General features: G+C 62.1%; 17 protein-coding genes and 1 pseudogene. 4 read left to right on the top strand and 14 right to left on the bottom strand.

From position 1 onward, the window contains the following. Positions 1-32: 32 nt before the first annotated feature. Complete coding sequence (locus EN807_RS17295) at positions 33-314, top strand: AbrB/MazE/SpoVT family DNA-binding domain-containing protein (protein ID WP_135935978.1); 282 nt, start codon at positions 33-35, stop codon at positions 312-314. Here the strand turns inward: EN807_RS17295 and EN807_RS17290 are convergent. The 4 genes from EN807_RS17290 to EN807_RS17275 form a co-directional block, all read right to left on the bottom strand. Beyond that, entirely contained in the window at positions 303-809 is a 507-nt protein-coding gene (locus EN807_RS17290; protein ID WP_135935977.1) for an RES domain-containing protein, read from the bottom strand. The two genes, EN807_RS17295 and EN807_RS17290, sit on opposite strands and share 12 nt — an antisense overlap. Continuing rightward, the gene (locus EN807_RS17285; protein WP_029355607.1) at positions 802-1,173 is read right to left on the bottom strand and encodes an antitoxin Xre/MbcA/ParS toxin-binding domain-containing protein; all 372 of its coding nucleotides are present in this window, start codon (positions 1,171-1,173) and stop codon (positions 802-804) included. The genes EN807_RS17290 and EN807_RS17285 overlap by 8 nt, the downstream gene beginning before the upstream one ends. Before the next feature lie 86 nt (positions 1,174-1,259). After that, the gene (locus EN807_RS17280; RefSeq protein ID WP_135935976.1) at positions 1,260-2,501 is read right to left on the bottom strand and encodes a class I SAM-dependent RNA methyltransferase; all 1,242 of its coding nucleotides are present in this window, start codon (positions 2,499-2,501) and stop codon (positions 1,260-1,262) included. Next, a complete protein-coding gene (locus EN807_RS17275; RefSeq protein WP_135935975.1) occupies positions 2,498-3,292 on the bottom strand; it encodes a TlyA family RNA methyltransferase in 795 nt (264 codons plus the stop codon). The genes EN807_RS17280 and EN807_RS17275 overlap by 4 nt, the downstream gene beginning before the upstream one ends. A gap of 8 nt (positions 3,293-3,300) precedes the next feature. Between EN807_RS17275 and EN807_RS37660 the strand changes: the two genes are divergently transcribed. Then, positions 3,301-3,633 carry a hypothetical protein gene (locus tag EN807_RS37660; protein WP_348640246.1) on the top strand — a complete coding sequence of 111 codons (333 nt, stop codon included), beginning with the start codon at positions 3,301-3,303 and terminating at the stop codon, positions 3,631-3,633. Positions 3,634-3,891: 258 nt separating this feature from the next. Here the strand turns inward: EN807_RS37660 and EN807_RS17265 are convergent, their stop codons facing one another. Then, the gene (locus tag EN807_RS17265) at positions 3,892-4,554 is read right to left on the bottom strand and encodes an NAD(P)H-dependent oxidoreductase (protein ID WP_135935974.1); all 663 of its coding nucleotides are present in this window, start codon (positions 4,552-4,554) and stop codon (positions 3,892-3,894) included. Positions 4,555-4,652: 98 nt separating this feature from the next. Here EN807_RS17265 and EN807_RS17260 point away from each other — a divergent pair, with 98 nt between their 5' ends. Further along, positions 4,653-5,516 (top strand): LysR family transcriptional regulator, encoded by an 864-nt coding sequence (locus tag EN807_RS17260; RefSeq protein WP_135935973.1) that lies wholly within the window; start codon positions 4,653-4,655, stop codon positions 5,514-5,516. Between the two features lie 151 nt (positions 5,517-5,667). On the opposite strand, the gene EN807_RS37655 is transcribed toward EN807_RS17260, so the two are convergent. From EN807_RS37655 to EN807_RS17220, 8 genes and pseudogenes are all read right to left on the bottom strand, one after another. After that, on the bottom strand, positions 5,668-5,880 hold the full coding sequence (locus EN807_RS37655; RefSeq protein WP_348640245.1) for a universal stress protein: 213 nt from the start codon (positions 5,878-5,880) through the stop codon (positions 5,668-5,670). 229 nt (positions 5,881-6,109) lie between these two features. After that, positions 6,110-6,181 (bottom strand): annotated as a pseudogene (locus tag EN807_RS37650) (hypothetical protein); the annotation flags it as partial. A 69-nt stretch (positions 6,182-6,250) separates the two neighbouring features. Continuing rightward, positions 6,251-8,164 carry a 1-deoxy-D-xylulose-5-phosphate synthase gene (gene dxs / locus EN807_RS17245; protein WP_135935972.1) on the bottom strand — a complete coding sequence of 638 codons (1,914 nt, stop codon included), beginning with the start codon at positions 8,162-8,164 and terminating at the stop codon, positions 6,251-6,253. Between the two features lie 133 nt (positions 8,165-8,297). Then, positions 8,298-9,218, bottom strand: a complete 921-nt coding sequence (locus EN807_RS17240) for a pirin family protein (RefSeq protein ID WP_135935971.1) — start codon at positions 9,216-9,218, stop codon at positions 8,298-8,300. A 10-nt stretch (positions 9,219-9,228) separates the two neighbouring features. Further along, positions 9,229-9,495 carry a DUF2277 domain-containing protein gene (locus EN807_RS17235; protein ID WP_023716908.1) on the bottom strand — a complete coding sequence of 89 codons (267 nt, stop codon included), beginning with the start codon at positions 9,493-9,495 and terminating at the stop codon, positions 9,229-9,231. A 111-nt stretch (positions 9,496-9,606) separates the two neighbouring features. Next, positions 9,607-9,858 carry an exodeoxyribonuclease VII small subunit gene (locus EN807_RS17230; protein ID WP_029355594.1) on the bottom strand — a complete coding sequence of 84 codons (252 nt, stop codon included), beginning with the start codon at positions 9,856-9,858 and terminating at the stop codon, positions 9,607-9,609. A gap of 3 nt (positions 9,859-9,861) precedes the next feature. Beyond that, positions 9,862-10,788, bottom strand: coding sequence for a histone deacetylase family protein (locus EN807_RS17225; RefSeq protein ID WP_135936471.1), 927 nt, complete (start codon positions 10,786-10,788; stop codon positions 9,862-9,864). Positions 10,789-10,918: 130 nt separating this feature from the next. Further along, the gene (locus EN807_RS17220; protein WP_135935970.1) at positions 10,919-11,566 is read right to left on the bottom strand and encodes a TetR/AcrR family transcriptional regulator; all 648 of its coding nucleotides are present in this window, start codon (positions 11,564-11,566) and stop codon (positions 10,919-10,921) included. Positions 11,567-11,685: 119 nt separating this feature from the next. Here EN807_RS17220 and EN807_RS17215 point away from each other — a divergent pair, with 119 nt between their 5' ends. Next, entirely contained in the window at positions 11,686-12,909 is a 1,224-nt protein-coding gene (locus tag EN807_RS17215; RefSeq protein ID WP_135935969.1) for an MFS transporter, read from the top strand. Positions 12,910-12,967: 58 nt separating this feature from the next. On the opposite strand, the gene ribB is transcribed toward EN807_RS17215, so the two are convergent. Continuing rightward, positions 12,968-14,068, bottom strand: coding sequence for a 3,4-dihydroxy-2-butanone-4-phosphate synthase (gene ribB / locus EN807_RS17210; protein ID WP_135935968.1), 1,101 nt, complete (start codon positions 14,066-14,068; stop codon positions 12,968-12,970). Positions 14,069-14,133: the final 65 nt, after the last annotated feature.

Raw genomic sequence — 14,133 nt, 5'->3', positions numbered from 1 at the left:
GGTTTTGTCTTACATTCAGAGGATGCACCGCTATGGCTAACCCGGAAAGGCTCGTAACCACTGTCTCGACCAAGGGGCAGGTCACCCTGCCCAGCGCGATCCGCAAGCGGAGGCAATGGGGAGCCGGCACACGCCTTCTGGTCGAGGACACTCCGGAAGGCGTCCTGCTGAGGTCTGCGCCGGCCTTTGCCGCAACGCGGTCCGAGGACGTATTTGCGTCGCTGCCTCATAGCGGCAAGCCGAAGACGCTGAAAGAAATGGACGCTGGTGTGCTCGCGGCGGCGCGGCCGGTTCGAACAACCCTAAAGCCATGAAGCCGGCGTTTTCGGCAAGCGATGGTCGGGATCAATGACCTTCAGACGGGGTGCGTTGCTCTCGTTCCATCGCCAGAGTGCGACGCATGTTCCGCCCGGCGACATGATGGACGGGTAGATCACACCGTGCTGCCCATCGCCAATCAGGCGATCTCTCAGCGTATGTGTCTCAGGCACCAGGCCTTGATCCATGATGTCGCGCCATTCACATCGGTGAATGTCCGCCGTCTCGCCGAGCTTGGTCAGCACATCAGCGTCCGTCAGGTCGGCCAGCCGCGCGCCTGAAAGTTCGAGCTGCGCAATCAGCGCCGGATGCTGGACAAAACCCTGGTTGTACTCCGCCCAAGCGGTGGACAATTCCCGCGCAGCATAGATGGTCGGACTGCCCACCGGATTCCAGCGCCCGCCAAAGCGGGCCGCTCCTTCGCCGGAAAGCGGCAAATGCGCCCAACGCGGCACGAAGGCACGCCATAGGCTGAGTCTGTTTTCAGGCATAGATGCCGGAGCGGACTGCCTCCAGATAGGCAAGCACCTTGTCCGTCTTGCCCTCTCTAACGAGATCGTAGGCGGTCTTTCCCGCCCAGCCGGGGATCGGCTGATGTTTGAACCAAATCGCCGCACGCTGTTCATCACCGGCCATCTCGCCTGCCATCGCCAGGATACGGACAATCGGACTCAATGCGGCATCGACCTTGCGCGCGCCGGTCTTGGCGGCAAGCGTGTTGCGCGCTACGCCGATCAGGCCCGCCAGTTCGGTCAGATTGACGCCCAGCAATTCAGCCACCCGTCTTGCCGAAAGAAATGGCGTCCGTTCCTCGCCAAAGCGCGATGCTCGAATTTCGAGAGCTGCGGCATTCATGATAGCTTCCTAGCATATTTTGAACAGCGTGCGATAAAAATATGCTCATTTTACGCGCAATTCAAGCTCAAACAAATGCAAACCTGTTACCGCCGTCGTTTCGGCTTCTCCAAAAGCGCGACGGCTTCGACATGCGGTGACCACAGGAACTGGTCGATCGGCGTCACTCTTTTCAGCGCATAGCCGCCGTCGATGAGGATGCGCAGGTCGCGCGCCAGCGTCACCGGATTGCAGGAAACCGCAGCGACAAGCGGCACGTCGGAACGGGCAATCTGCTTCGACTGGTCCTCGGCGCCGGCGCGGGGTGGATCGAAGACGATGCCATCGAAGGCATTCAGTTCCTGGAATGTAAGCGGCCGCCGGAACAGGTCGCGGCGTTCGCTGGTCACTCGTTTCAGACCGCTGGCGAAACGGAACGCCCGGTCGAGCGCCGAAAGCGCTGCCGCATCGCCTTCCACCGCATGGACTTCCGACTCCGCGGCAAGGCGTAGCGCAAAGCTGCCGCAACCGGCGAAGAGATCGGCGACCTTTTTGGCGCGCGCAAGGTGCCGGCCGACGATGTCCGCCATCGCCTGCTCGGCGGCCGCGGTGGCCTGCAGGAAAGCGCCCGGCGGCACCTCGACAGCGACGTTGCCGAACATGACAACCGGCTTCTTGGGCTCGATGATGGTCTCGCCATCGATCGAAAGCCTGGCCAATCCCTGAGCGATGACGAAGTTGGAGGCGACGCGGCGTTGGTTCTCACCAAGCTTGCCGGACTCGTTAACCGCGACATCGAGGCCGGAACCGGTCACCGTGACCGTCATGCGGAACGATTTCGTCGTTGCGCAAACCAATTCGGCGAGTGCTTTCAGACGGTCGAGCTTTGCGACGATCTCGGGTAGCGAGATCGGGCATTCCTCGATGGAAATGATTTCGGACGACAGCGCGCGAACAAAGCCGAGCAGCATGCCGGCCTCGCTCCGTCGGGCGGTGAACACGACGCGTCGACGCGTCTGCGGCGCGCACGGCACCAGCGCTTCAACGTCACTGGCGATGCCCTTGCTGTTGAGCGCATGCGCAACCTTGTCGCGCTTCCACTGATGATAAGCTTCGGCCTCAAGATTCTGGATGGCGCAGCCGCCGCATTCGGTGAAATGTCGGCAGGCGGGATCGATACGAAGCGGCGACGCTTCCAGCACCGCCATCAGCGTGGCACGGTCCCTTTCGCGCGCGGCGGTGACGGTTTCACCGGGCAGCGTGAACGGAATGAAAAGCTCGCCGGTTTCGGTCTCGGCGACACCGTCGCCCTGGGAGCCCAGCCTTGTGATCGTGAAGCGCCCGTTCATCGGCCTCCGATCCCCTTACTCTCGACTCCGGCGTCCTTGATCCCGGCGAGCAGGAACTCGCGGTTGCCATCGCCGCCTTCGATCGGCGACAGATGCAATCCCAGCGAGCGCCAGCCGGGGACGCCGTCCAGCCAATCCTGCAGCAGGCCGGCCACCCGCGCGGCATCGTATGGGTCTTTCAGCAACCCGCCCTTACCGATCGCCTCGCGGCCCGCCTCGAATTGCGGCTTGACCAGGAATATTGCTCTGGCGCCGCTGCTGGCAATGGCGAGCGCCGGCGGCAACGCCAGTTTCAACGAGATGAAGCTGACATCGGAGACGATAAAATCCGGAATCCGATCGGCAAGATCGGCGGCGGAAAGATCACGGGCGTTCAATCCCTCGATCACCGTCACACGCGGATCGCCAGCGATATCCGGATGTATCTGGCCATGCCCGACATCGATCGCCGTGACATGTGCCGCGCCGCGTTCAAGCAAGACCTGTGTGAAGCCTCCGGTCGAGGCGCCGACGTCCAGCGCTTCGCTGCCGGCGGGATCGAGACCGAAATGATCGAGCCCGGCGATCAGCTTCAGCGCAGCACGCGACACGTAACCCAGCGCCGGATCATCGACTGCTATGAGGCAATCAGCCAGGACGGTCTGGCCGGGCTTGCGGGCAATGACGCCATCGGCCGTCACCGTACCGCGCTCGATCGCGTCGCGGGCGCGAGAGCGGCTGGGAAACAGGCCGCGCGCGACGAGAAGTTCGTCGAGCCGCTGGCGTGGGCTGGCTGGCAAATGGGAGTTCATCGGCCTTCATGGCGAAAGCCTGTCATGTAGGCAAGGATATTGAGGAAAAACAACGAACATCTTGCGAAAGCTGCGAGCGCATCAGCGCCGCGCCACAATCTGTTGAATATCGCACCGGGTCCGGCACAATGTCGGGAACGATATGCTGTCCGACATGCGCCTGTGTGCTGGCCTGGCGTGGTTTGCGCGCCAGTGCCGCCGGTCGCACTCGGATCGCCGTCAATGTGAGGCTTGCGCCGCCTGACACCGTCGTCGACTTGCCAATCGACCATTTCGATGGCCTCCTCACGTTCGAGGACCTGCCGCGCGATGGTCGCTGCGTGCGCGACATGTGGTTCTAATGCATGCCGCGCAAAAACATGCCCTCGGGCTTGAACCGAGGGTGCGTAGCGGTTTTGCGACGACGCATGCGTAAAACAAACTTTAAGAGCGTCGCAAGAATCCGTTCAAATGCGACGCGCTTTAGCGGAAAAAGCCGACATTCAGTACCGGTGCAGAAGGGCCGAAGACGACCCCTTGCGCCGACCGGCTCGATCCAACATAAGGCGAGCTTCGAGTCTCCAGAGCCGCCCTTCTTGTCCGCAGCAAGCGCTTCATAATCACGCAATTGCCTCTGTCGTCCGCGACAGTAGGTCTTCCGCCAGCCGTGACGCGGCCTCCCGTGCATCCTGGCGAGCCGCATGGTCGATATCGGGTCCGAAGAGGGTCTTCTGGATGATCAGACTGCGGACATCTTCGATACCAATGAAGCGCAACCACGCTTGTATATAGGGTTTTTGATAATCGAAGCGCTGCGCCGGAGTGATGGACTGCGCCGCATAGTCGAGACCTCGCGCATAGACGACCACTGCGATCTTATCCCGGAGCAGTCCTCCGAACCCGTGTTCAGGATCGAACGAGAAAAGGATGTCCTTCTGCGATACCAGGTCGATGAAGTGCTTGAGCCTGTAGGGAATGCTGAAATTCCACAGGGGCGTCGACAGCAGGAGAATATCCGCCCAGTGCAGTTGCTGCGCCAATTCTTGCAATGTGGCCCATGCCTGCTGCTGAGAAGGGGTAAGCGGCGTGCCGCTGAGCCCGGCATATTTGGCCAACATCGCGTCCTCACCGAATTCCGGCAGGTCGACATCCCATAGGTCGAGCGTTGAAATCTCCAGGTCGGGTCGCCGAGCACGGTAGCTTTGAACAAAGGCCTCGGCGACCTCACGCGAGGCGGAACACTCTTTGCGGGGCGAGGAAACGATATGCAGCAGCTTGGTCATGGATCATCCTTGCTTATTGTGACGAACCGCATTGCGCCATATTTTAATTCGATATAGAAATTGAGAATATCGACCATATTCATCATGGGTCAGAATATATGATGGAGTTGGTCCTGCTCAAGACGTTCGTCGCCGTGTTCGATGAAGGCGGCTTCAGTCGGGCAGCAGCGCGACTGAACCTTACGCAGTCGGCTGTCAGTGGGCACCTGCGCCGTCTCGAAGAGCAGGTCGGAAAGCCGTTACTCAACAGAACGACGCGCTCACTGGACGTGACGCCCGATGGCGAGCGCCTGCTCGGCTATGCCCGGGCGATGCTCGCCCTTAACCGGGATGCTTTGGCCGATCTGGCGCAGGCACCCTTTCACGGCAGGGTTCGCGTCGGCCTCTCGGAAGACTTCGCACAGGTCCCCATCCTTCGCGCCTTGCAGGCGTTCGGCGCTGATCGCCCCGGTTTGCAGGTCGAGGTGCAAGTCGGGATTCCGGGTGCGCTGCTCTCGAAGATGAAGGAGGGCAATATCGAACTGGTGCTCGGATCACAATGTGAGGGTGGGGAGATGGGGCGCCTCCTGTGGCGCGAGCCCCTTGTCTGGGCATGGGCGGATCATACCGGCGTGGATCTTCCGGACCCGCTGCCGTTGGCTGTGTTGCCGGAACCTTGCCCCTACAGGGAAGTTGCTCTTGAACGGCTTGCCAAGGCCGGGATCAGCCAGCGCACGGTGATGATCTGCGCCAGCAACGCCAGCCTGAGGGCGGCTGCCATCTCAGGCTTCGCTGTAGCGCCGATGATCGTCAGTCAGCTGAGAAACGGCCTGGTCAGGGTACCCGAAAGCTACGGCCTGCCAGAGTTGCCAGAAGCGCAGTTCAGGCTATTTGCCGCATCGAAAGGCGATACTTCCGTCCTCGAAGAACTGGCGGAGGCCATCATGAACGCCGTTCCTCGAAGGCACGCTGGCGAGGAGTGATCCTGAACTCAACGCCTGCTTCCAAGCGATATGGAACACTCGATGAGACGGACCAGGGCATCACAAATCTACAAGAAGACGGGCAACATCCGCGCCGTCCATCAAGCTGAACCTATTCTGCGCTTTCGCCCGCCGCTCGGCAGCGCGCGTTCTAGCGGAAAAGAATCACCGGCACTTTGCACGACCGTATCATCTCAGTTGTCGTAGAGCCGATGACGAAACTACGGATGCGCGAGTGCCCGTATGCTCCCAAGAGGTCTATCCCTTCGTCTTCGACCGTACCGGCGATGACAGCGTCGGGTTGCCATGGAACGATCTCGGCTTTGACGGAATAGCCACCGGGCCGGAAGGACCGAACCGGCATCCTGAAGCCGCTTTTGGGCTTCCGGCGTGTCTTGCGCGACCATCAGAAGCCGGCAGGACAGGCCCGCGAACAACCGGCTTCGAGCGACGTGGTCAACCGCCTTCATGCTGCTCGTGCCGCCGTCGAAGGCAATCAGGAAGCTCTCGATGGGCATCAACGCCCGCGATGCGACGAAGATGGGCTTACAGCTCGAGCGGGCGATGCGCTCAAGGTTCGAGCCCAGATGCAGTTTTGCGAAATCGGCGCCTTCGCCACGCTTGCCGATCACCACCATATCGGCGTCAGCTTCCGTTTCCGCGATCGTTTCGACGATATCTCCAATCCGAAGCTTGGTCGCAACCTCGGCAATGCAAGCCGTTGAGATTTTGATTCAGGCGCTTTGCGCGCTGGCGGTGCGTCCCAGCGCCACGAAGACGGTGCGCACGATGCCTGCGGCGTCCAGCCCGGCGTCGGCATACATCTTTTCGGGCTTGGCGTGATCTGTGAATGCGTCGGGCAACACAAGCGGGCGTACCTTCAGGCCGTTTTCCAGCAGCCCGTCATGGGCCAGGAATTGCAGCACATGGCTGGCGAAGCCGCCGACCGCGCCCTCTTCCACCGTCACCAGCACCTCGTGCGAGCGCGCCAGCCGCCTGATCAGGTCCTCGTCGAGCGGCTTGGCGAAACGAGCATCGGCGACCGTGGTGGAAAGCCCTGCCGCGCCGAGCTCCTCGGCCGCAGCCAGGCAATCCTGCAACCGCGTGCCGAAGGAAAGCAGCGCAACCTTGGTGCCCTCCCTGACGATACGGCCCTTGCCGATTTCGAGAACCGAGCCACGCTCCGGCAGGTCGACGCCGACACCGTTGCCGCGCGGGTAGCGGAAGGCAATGGGGCCTTCATCATAGCTTGCCGCCGTGCGCACCATGTGGCGCAGTTCCGCCTCGTCCGCCGCGGCCATGACGACGAAACCGGGCAGCGTCGCCAAAAAAGTCGTATCGAAGGCGCCGCAATGGGTCGCCCCATCGGCACCGACGAAGCCGGCGCGATCGATCGGAAAGCGCACCGGCAGTTTTTGGATCGCGACGTCATGAACGACCTGGTCGTAGGCGCGCTGCAGGAAGGTCGAATAGATCGCAGCGAAAGGTTTGAAGCCTTCCGTGGCAAGGCCGGCGGCAAAAGTCACCGCATGTTGCTCGGCGATACCCACATCGAAGGTCCTCGACGGGAACGCCTCGCCAAAGAGGTCGAGGCCGGTGCCGTTCGGCATGGCGGCGGTGATGGCGACGATGCGATCATCTTCGCGGGCTTCCTGGATCAGGCTTTCGGCAAAGACCTTCGTGTAGCTCGGCGCGTTGGCCGGCGCCTTAGCCTGCGCGCCGGTGATGACGTCAAATTTGTTGACGCCGTGATATTTGTCGGCGGCCGCCTCGGCCGGTCCATAGCCCTTGCCCTTCTGGGTTACGACATGGATCAGCACCGGGCCGTCGGCATTGTCGCGGACGTTCTTCAGCACCGGGATCAGGTGCTCGAGATTATGACCGTCGATCGGGCCGATGTGATAGAAACCCATTTCCTCGAACAGCGTGCCGCCGGTGACGTAGCCGCGCGCATGCTCGACCGCCCGCTTGATGGCGCGATCTGCGCGTTCGCCGAGATAGGACGTCAGCTTCTTGCCGAAATCGCGCAAGCCCAGATAGGCCTTGCCCGACGCAAGGCGGGCCAGATAGGCACTCATTGCGCCAGTCGGCGGAGCGATCGACATGTCGTTGTCGTTGAGGATGACGATCAGACGGGCATCGAGCGCGCCAGCATTGTTCATCGCCTCATAGGCCATGCCGGCCGACATGGCGCCGTCGCCGATAACGGCAATGACATTGTTACGGCCACCGGAGAGATCGCGTGCCATTGCCATGCCGAGGCCGGCGGAAATAGAGGTCGAGGAGTGGGCGGCGCCGAACGGATCGTATTCGCTCTCGGCGCGCTGGGTGAAACCGGACAGGCCGCCCTCTTGCCGCAGCGTGCGGATACGGTCGCGGCGGCCGGTCAGGATCTTGTGCGGATAGGCCTGGTGACCGACATCCCAGATCAGCCGGTCGTCTGGCGTGTTGAAGACATAGTGCAATGCCACCGTCAGTTCGACCACGCCAAGGCCAGCACCGAGATGTCCGCCGGTGTGGGACACGGCGTCGATCAACTCGGTGCGAAGCTCCGATGCCAACTGCGGCAGATCACGTTCGTCAAGCGTCCTGAGGTCGGCCGGGATGCGGACCTTGTCGAGAAGTGGCGTATGGAGCTTTGCGTTCACTGGTGGTAGGGCCTGCTTTTTATCCACGTGCGAAATAGGCCGCTGGCCGGCGAATGTAAATGCGTGCGAGTGACGCGGCGTAGATTCAAAGTGTTAGGGTTTCCTTAACGCATCCAAAAGGACGCGCGGCGCTCTAATTGTCCGGCAGCGGAATGAACTCTTCTTCATCTCCAGGAACGATATCGAAGCGGCCTGTCTTCCACTCTTCTTTCGCCTGTTCGATGCGTTCCTTCGACGATGACACGAAATTCCACCAGATGTAGCGCTTTGAGCCGAGCGAGGCGCCGCCGAACAGCATGAAATGCGCTCCACTTTCCGAGGACACGACGATCTCGTCGCCGGGCCGGAACACCAGCAGCCGCTCTGCCGGAAAGCGGTCGCCGGAGATCGAAACCTCGCCTTCCAACGTATAGATGGCGCGCTCCTCGGCATCGGCAGGGATTTTCACGCTGGCCCCGGGCGCCAGGCTGACGTCTGCATAGAGCGTGTCCGAAGCGGTCACGACCGGAGACCGCAGCCCGGAAAAGGCGCCGATGACGACGCGCCCGCTGACGCCTTCGGCGTCGATTTCGGGCAGACGCATGGCCGCCGTATTCTCGAAGATCGGGTCGACCTCCTCCTTATCGTCGGGCAGCGCCAGCCATGTCTGCAGGCCGGAAACCGACATCGGCGCCCCGCGCAGCTCCTGTGGCGTACGCTCGGAATGGACGATACCGCGGCCGGCGGTCATCAAATTCACGTCACCGGGCTGGATTACCATTTCGGTGCCGAGCGAATCGCGATGCCTGATCTTGCCGTCGAACAGGTAAGTCACCGTCGACAGGCCGATATGGGGATGCGGACGGACATCGAGCGCCTGGCCGGCCCGCAAAATCGCCGGACCCATGCGGTCGAAGAAGATGAAGGGACCGACCAGCCGGCGCCTGGCGGTCGGCAACGCACGCCGAACCTGAAAGCCGCCAATGTCCTTGGCGTTCGGAATGACCATCAGTTCGATCTGGTCGCTGGCGAAGGCGTCACCGGGCAGAGGGTCGTTTCCGGGGAAGAAGCTCATGCGGTCTTCCTCAGGCGAAGCGGAGTGCAGACTTGGCTTTCGCCTTGGCCGCCACCTCTTCGCGATTGCGCGGATGCTGTGTCGTCTCGAGGCTGTCTAGCAATTCGCGCGCCGACGCGGCTATGGCCTCGACGGCGTGGTCGAACGCATGCTGGTTCTGTTTCGACGGCCGCGTCGTTCCGCTCAGCTTGCGGACAAACTGGAGTGCGGCATCGCGGACCTCGTCGTTGGTTGCCGGCGGATCGAAATTGAACAGGGTCTTGATGTTTCTGCACATCGTTCGCAATCTCCTATCGTCCTGGAGCCGTTTTCAAACGGGATGAATTTTATCCTCAATCATGATCATGTCCAAAAGCCGCGAGGCGAAATTGTCGTTCGAGACCGTGCTTTACTCCGCGTCCAGCGGCTCTGTCCCCACCGGCTTACCGTCGCGTGAAAGCCTGATCTTTTCGACCTTGTCCTCGGCCGCCTTGAGCAGCCGATCGCAATGGACCTTCAGTGCCTCGCCGCGCTCATAGATGCGGATCGACTGGTCGAGCGGCACGTCACCGCGCTCCAGATCATCGACGATTTTCTCCAGCGCGTCGAGCGCCTGCTCGAAGCTCATTGCCTTAACGTCTTCGTTGGTCTCACCAGCCATCGTCTATCCTTTCATCAGTCGCTCGACATGGGCGGCGACCGAAAATGCCAATCCCTGCAGATCGTAGCCGCCCTCGAGCAGGCTGACGAGCCGGTTGTCGCTGTGGCGACCGGCGCGCTGCATCAACTGGCCGGTTGCCCAGTCGAAATCGCCCTCGGTCAGGTTGATCTCGGCCAGCGGATCGCGGTGGTGCGCATCGAAGCCGGCGGAAATTATGATGAGGTCGGGCGCGAAACTGTCGAGCGCCGGCAAGATGCGCGACAGGAAAGCGTCGCGGAAAACCTCGCTACCGGTTTGCGGCGCCAGCGGCGCGTTGACGATGTTGCCGGCGCCGGTTTCGCTCGCGGCCCCGGTCCCTGGGTAAAGCGGCATCTGGTGCGTCGAGCAATAGAGCACCGACGGATCGTCCCAGAAAATATCTTGCGTGCCATTGCCGTGGTGGACGTCCCAGTCGACGATGGCCACGCGCTCGGCCTGGTGCTGCCTTTGCGCGTAGCGCGCCGCGATCGCCGCCGTGTTGAACAGGCAGAAGCCCATGGACGTCGTCTTTTCGGCATGGTGGCCGGGCGGCCGGGCGGCGACGAATACATTGGCGGCGTTGCCCCGAAAAACATCGTCGACAGCCGCGTTGGCGGCACCGATCGCCGTCACAGCCGCCTGCCAGCTTTTCGGGCTGGCGGTGGTGTCGGCATCGACGCGAGCGATACCGGTGTCCGGTATCGTAGCGCGGACCCGCTCGACGAATTCCTGCGGATGTGCGTAGAGGATGGTGGCCTCGTCGCCTTCCGGCGCCTCGGCACGATCAAGGGCCGCAAAGGCCTCGTCGTCGAGCACGCGTTCGATGGCGCGCAATCGGTCGGGCCGCTCCGGATGACCGGGCGGCGTTATGTGTTCGAGAAAGATCGGGTGAGTGTAAAGCCTTGTGACCATGCCCCCGATATAGGCGCGCTCACCGGCTTTGACCATGTCTGGCGCCACCAAAGGCAGACGTTCAACAGGGTTTAGGTGCTAGACGCTGGGGGGGTGCAGCGGGAACCGTCGCACATGCCCCGAACTTCCCTTAGGGATGGCCCTCTTCTCCAATCTCAGCCAGTACTTGCGGACGGCCAATCCTGTGGCCTTGTTTGAGCAGCCCCTCCAAAAGCACGTTGAAGGCCTGCACCGCTTTTTTCGACGTCGCTTCGGGATCTTCCGAATTTGCGATCCACTGCGCGGCATGTAGCGAGGCGCCGCTGATCAACCTCGCTGCGGCTTCGGGATCAACGGCAACGATGGTTCCCTCGTCCCTCAGCTTTTGAAGGTTCTCGCTCATCGAGCGGATGCACTCATTCTGGCTCGGCCATTGCGAAGGATCGCCGAGCACCGCCGGTCCATCGCGAAGGACAATACGCTGTATCTCCGGCTCCAGCGCCATCTCGATATAGACGGTGCATTCGTCGACAAATCCCTGCCAGAGAGTGTCCGCCCTGGCCGAAACGATTTTCAGCCGGGCCAACATTTCCGCGTCGATCTCGGCGATGACCGCCTGGAGAAGGCCCTTCTTGTCGCCGAAGTGATGATAAAGCGCGCCGCGCGTCAGCCCGGCCGAGGCGGTGAAGTCATCCATCGAGGCCTCGGCATAGCCCACGGTGCCAAAGGCATGGCGCGCGGCCGCGACCAGTTTGGCGCGGGTTTCGGCGATCATCTCCTTGCGCGGTTTGTGCGCCATTCGCTCATTCCTTCACATACGCCTCGTATATCAATTGACATACGCGTCGTATGCCACTATCTGGTCTGCATACGCTACGTATATAAGTGGCTCGGCCTCAAGAATCCAGGAGTATTCTCATGCCCAATCCCTATCGCGAAATCTTCAAGGCAAGGGGAGCCAAGGGCTTCGCCGCCGCCGGTTTCGTTGCCCGGATGCCGATGGCCATGGCTCCGATCGGGATCGTTGCGATGCTGTCGCAGACGCACGGCGAGTACTGGCTGGCCGGCGCCGTCTCAGCGACATATGCGCTGGCCAATGCTTTCGTCGCGCCGCAGATATCGCGGCTGGTGGACCGCCTCGGCCAGGCGCGGATTGTGGTGCCCACCACTGTGATTTCCGTGCTCGCTTTCGTGGTGCTGGTTGCGGCGGCCAATCAGGACTGGCCGATATGGACACTGTTCGTGTCAGCGCTGGTGGCCGCCGCAATGCCCAGCATCCCGGCAATGGTGCGCGCGCGCTGGACAGAGCTCTTTCGGGATCGCCCCGAGATGAACACCGCGTTCGCCTTCGAGTCGGCGGCCGACGAGCTGGTCTACATCGCCGGGGCATCGCTATCGGTGGGCCTGAGCGTCGCCCTTTTCCCGGAAGCGGGAATGTTGGCGAGCACATTGTTCCTCGCCTTCGGCTCGACAGCCTTCATCCTGCAGCGCTCGACCGAGCCGCGAGTGCGACCGGTCGACCAGGGCTCGCGCGGCTCGGCAATCCGCCTGCGGCCGGTCCAAATCATCACCTTGGCCCTGATCTTCATCGGCGCGACCTTCGCAACCACTGAGGTGAGCACCGTGGCAATCACCGGGGAGCTCGGCCAGCCGGGCGCCGCCAGCCTCGTCATCGGCGTCTACGCCCTCGGATCTTTCGTCGTCGGCATCATCATCGGCGCCCTGAACCTAAAAACACCGCTGCAAATTCAGCTTGCCATCGCGATCGCCATCATCGCGCTCACCACGCTGCCGCTGCTCGTCGCCGACACGGTGCCTCTTCTGGCACTGGCCGTCTTCGTTAGCGGTGTGGCGATCTCGCCGACCTTCATCACGGCATTCGGCCTGATCGAGCGGCGCGTGCCGGAGGCGATGCTGACCGAGGGCGTCACCTGGGTCATGACCGGCATAGGCATCGGCATGGCGCTCGGCTCCTTCGCCGCCGGATGGGTGGTGGACGCCTTCGGCGCACAGAGCGGGTTCCTGGTGTCGGTGGTGGCGGGCGCAATCGCGCTGGTTATCGTGCTGCTCGGCATGCGCAGCCTTGCCACGGCGGATTGCGACACCTCCGCATGCGACGCTGCCGCGGTTCCTGCCGAATAGGCTCCTATGCGTCCGGTCCTGAGCAGGGCCGGACGCATGCCAGCGCCGCTAGGCCAGGCTAAAGAATCTCGGTCTTGGCGATGTGGATGCCAAAACCTTCGAGGCCGACATAGTGGCGTTCGCGCGAGGCGATCAGGTTGATCGACGAAATGCCTAGGTCTTTGAGGATTTGCGCGCCGAGGCCGATCTCGCGCCATTCGTTCTCGCGGCGGCGCGCCTCTTCATGGTCTTCGCGGTCGCCGGCAGCTGGCCGGTTGCGCTCCTGATGGGCGACGCCGACGGAGCCTTCGCGCAGATAGACGATGACGCCGCGCCGGCGCTCGCCCATCGATTTCATGATGCCGTCCAGCCTGTGGCTGGTACCGAAGACGTCCGTCACAACGTCCTCGGAATGCAGCCGCACCGGCACTTCCTCGCCGTCGCGGATGTCGCCGAAGACGATTGCCACATGGTGCATCGAGTCCCAAGGCAGCGTGTAGGTGAATACCTGCGCCTTGCCGCCAGGCGTGTCAATGTCGGAACAGGCGACACGCTCGACCAGCGTTTCTTTGCGCTGGCGGTAAGCGATGAGGTCGGCGACCGAAATCTGCTTCAAACCGTTCCTTTCGGCGAAAGCCTGGACCTGGGGGCCGCGCATCACAGTGCCATCATCATTGACCAGCTCGGAAATAACACCGATCGGCGGCAGGCCGGCAAGCTTGCACAAATCGACCGCGGCTTCGGTATGGCCAGAACGCATCAGCACGCCGCCTTCGCGCGCAATCAGCGGAAAGATGTGGCCGGGGCGGACGAAATCAGACGCGCCGACATTGCCATTGGCAAGATTGCGCACGGTCAATGTGCGGTCGTCGGCCGAAATGCCCGTCGTCGTGCCGTGCTTGAAATCGACGCTGACGGTGAAGGCGGTGGTGTGGGCCGAGTCATTGTCGGCGACCATCGGCGAAAGATTCAGGCGCTTGGCTTCCTCGCGCGGCATCGGCGTGCAGACGATGCCGGAGGTGTTGCGGACGATGAACGCCATCTTTTCCGGCGTGCAATGGACGGCGGCGACGATCAGATCGCCCTCGTTCTCGCGCCCGTCATCGTCCATGACGACGACGATTTCGCCGCGTTCGAACGCACGCAGGGCTTCTACGATCTTCTTCTGGTCGTAAGGCATAAACGCTCGCTAGCTAGGGGAGTAGGGAATAGGGCAGTAAGGCAGTAGGAAAAAGGAAAAAATTG

The sequence above is a fragment of the Mesorhizobium sp. M5C.F.Ca.ET.164.01.1.1 genome (assembly GCF_004792125.1).
GTDB lineage: Bacteria > Pseudomonadota > Alphaproteobacteria > Rhizobiales > Rhizobiaceae > Mesorhizobium > Mesorhizobium wenxiniae.
Note: the sequence above shows the minus strand (reverse complement) of the source record. Positions and strands in the feature narration are given on the sequence as shown.

Bases quoted from the DNA above. Each gene is read 5' to 3' on its own strand.
- EN807_RS17295 (WP_135935978.1), top strand. From the start codon at position 33: ATGGCTAACCCGGAAAGGCTCGTAACCACTGTCTCGACCAAGGGGCAG.
- EN807_RS17290 (WP_135935977.1), bottom strand. From the start codon at position 809: ATGCCTGAAAACAGACTCAGCCTATGGCGTGCCTTCGTGCCGCGTTGG.
- EN807_RS17285 (WP_029355607.1), bottom strand. From the start codon at position 1,173: ATGAATGCCGCAGCTCTCGAAATTCGAGCATCGCGCTTTGGCGAGGAA.
- EN807_RS17280 (WP_135935976.1), bottom strand. From the start codon at position 2,501: ATGAACGGGCGCTTCACGATCACAAGGCTGGGCTCCCAGGGCGACGGT.
- EN807_RS17275 (WP_135935975.1), bottom strand. From the start codon at position 3,292: ATGAACTCCCATTTGCCAGCCAGCCCACGCCAGCGGCTCGACGAACTT.
- EN807_RS37660 (WP_348640246.1), top strand. From the start codon at position 3,301: ATGGCGAAAGCCTGTCATGTAGGCAAGGATATTGAGGAAAAACAACGA.
- EN807_RS17265 (WP_135935974.1), bottom strand. From the start codon at position 4,554: ATGACCAAGCTGCTGCATATCGTTTCCTCGCCCCGCAAAGAGTGTTCC.
- EN807_RS17260 (WP_135935973.1), top strand. From the start codon at position 4,653: ATGATGGAGTTGGTCCTGCTCAAGACGTTCGTCGCCGTGTTCGATGAA.
- EN807_RS37655 (WP_348640245.1), bottom strand. From the start codon at position 5,880: ATGCCGGTTCGGTCCTTCCGGCCCGGTGGCTATTCCGTCAAAGCCGAG.
- EN807_RS17240 (WP_135935971.1), bottom strand. From the start codon at position 9,218: ATGAGCTTCTTCCCCGGAAACGACCCTCTGCCCGGTGACGCCTTCGCC.
- EN807_RS17235 (WP_023716908.1), bottom strand. From the start codon at position 9,495: ATGTGCAGAAACATCAAGACCCTGTTCAATTTCGATCCGCCGGCAACC.
- EN807_RS17230 (WP_029355594.1), bottom strand. From the start codon at position 9,858: ATGGCTGGTGAGACCAACGAAGACGTTAAGGCAATGAGCTTCGAGCAG.
- EN807_RS17225 (WP_135936471.1), bottom strand. From the start codon at position 10,788: ATGGTCACAAGGCTTTACACTCACCCGATCTTTCTCGAACACATAACG.
- EN807_RS17220 (WP_135935970.1), bottom strand. From the start codon at position 11,566: ATGGCGCACAAACCGCGCAAGGAGATGATCGCCGAAACCCGCGCCAAA.
- EN807_RS17215 (WP_135935969.1), top strand. From the start codon at position 11,686: ATGCCCAATCCCTATCGCGAAATCTTCAAGGCAAGGGGAGCCAAGGGC.
- ribB (WP_135935968.1), bottom strand. From the start codon at position 14,068: ATGCCTTACGACCAGAAGAAGATCGTAGAAGCCCTGCGTGCGTTCGAA.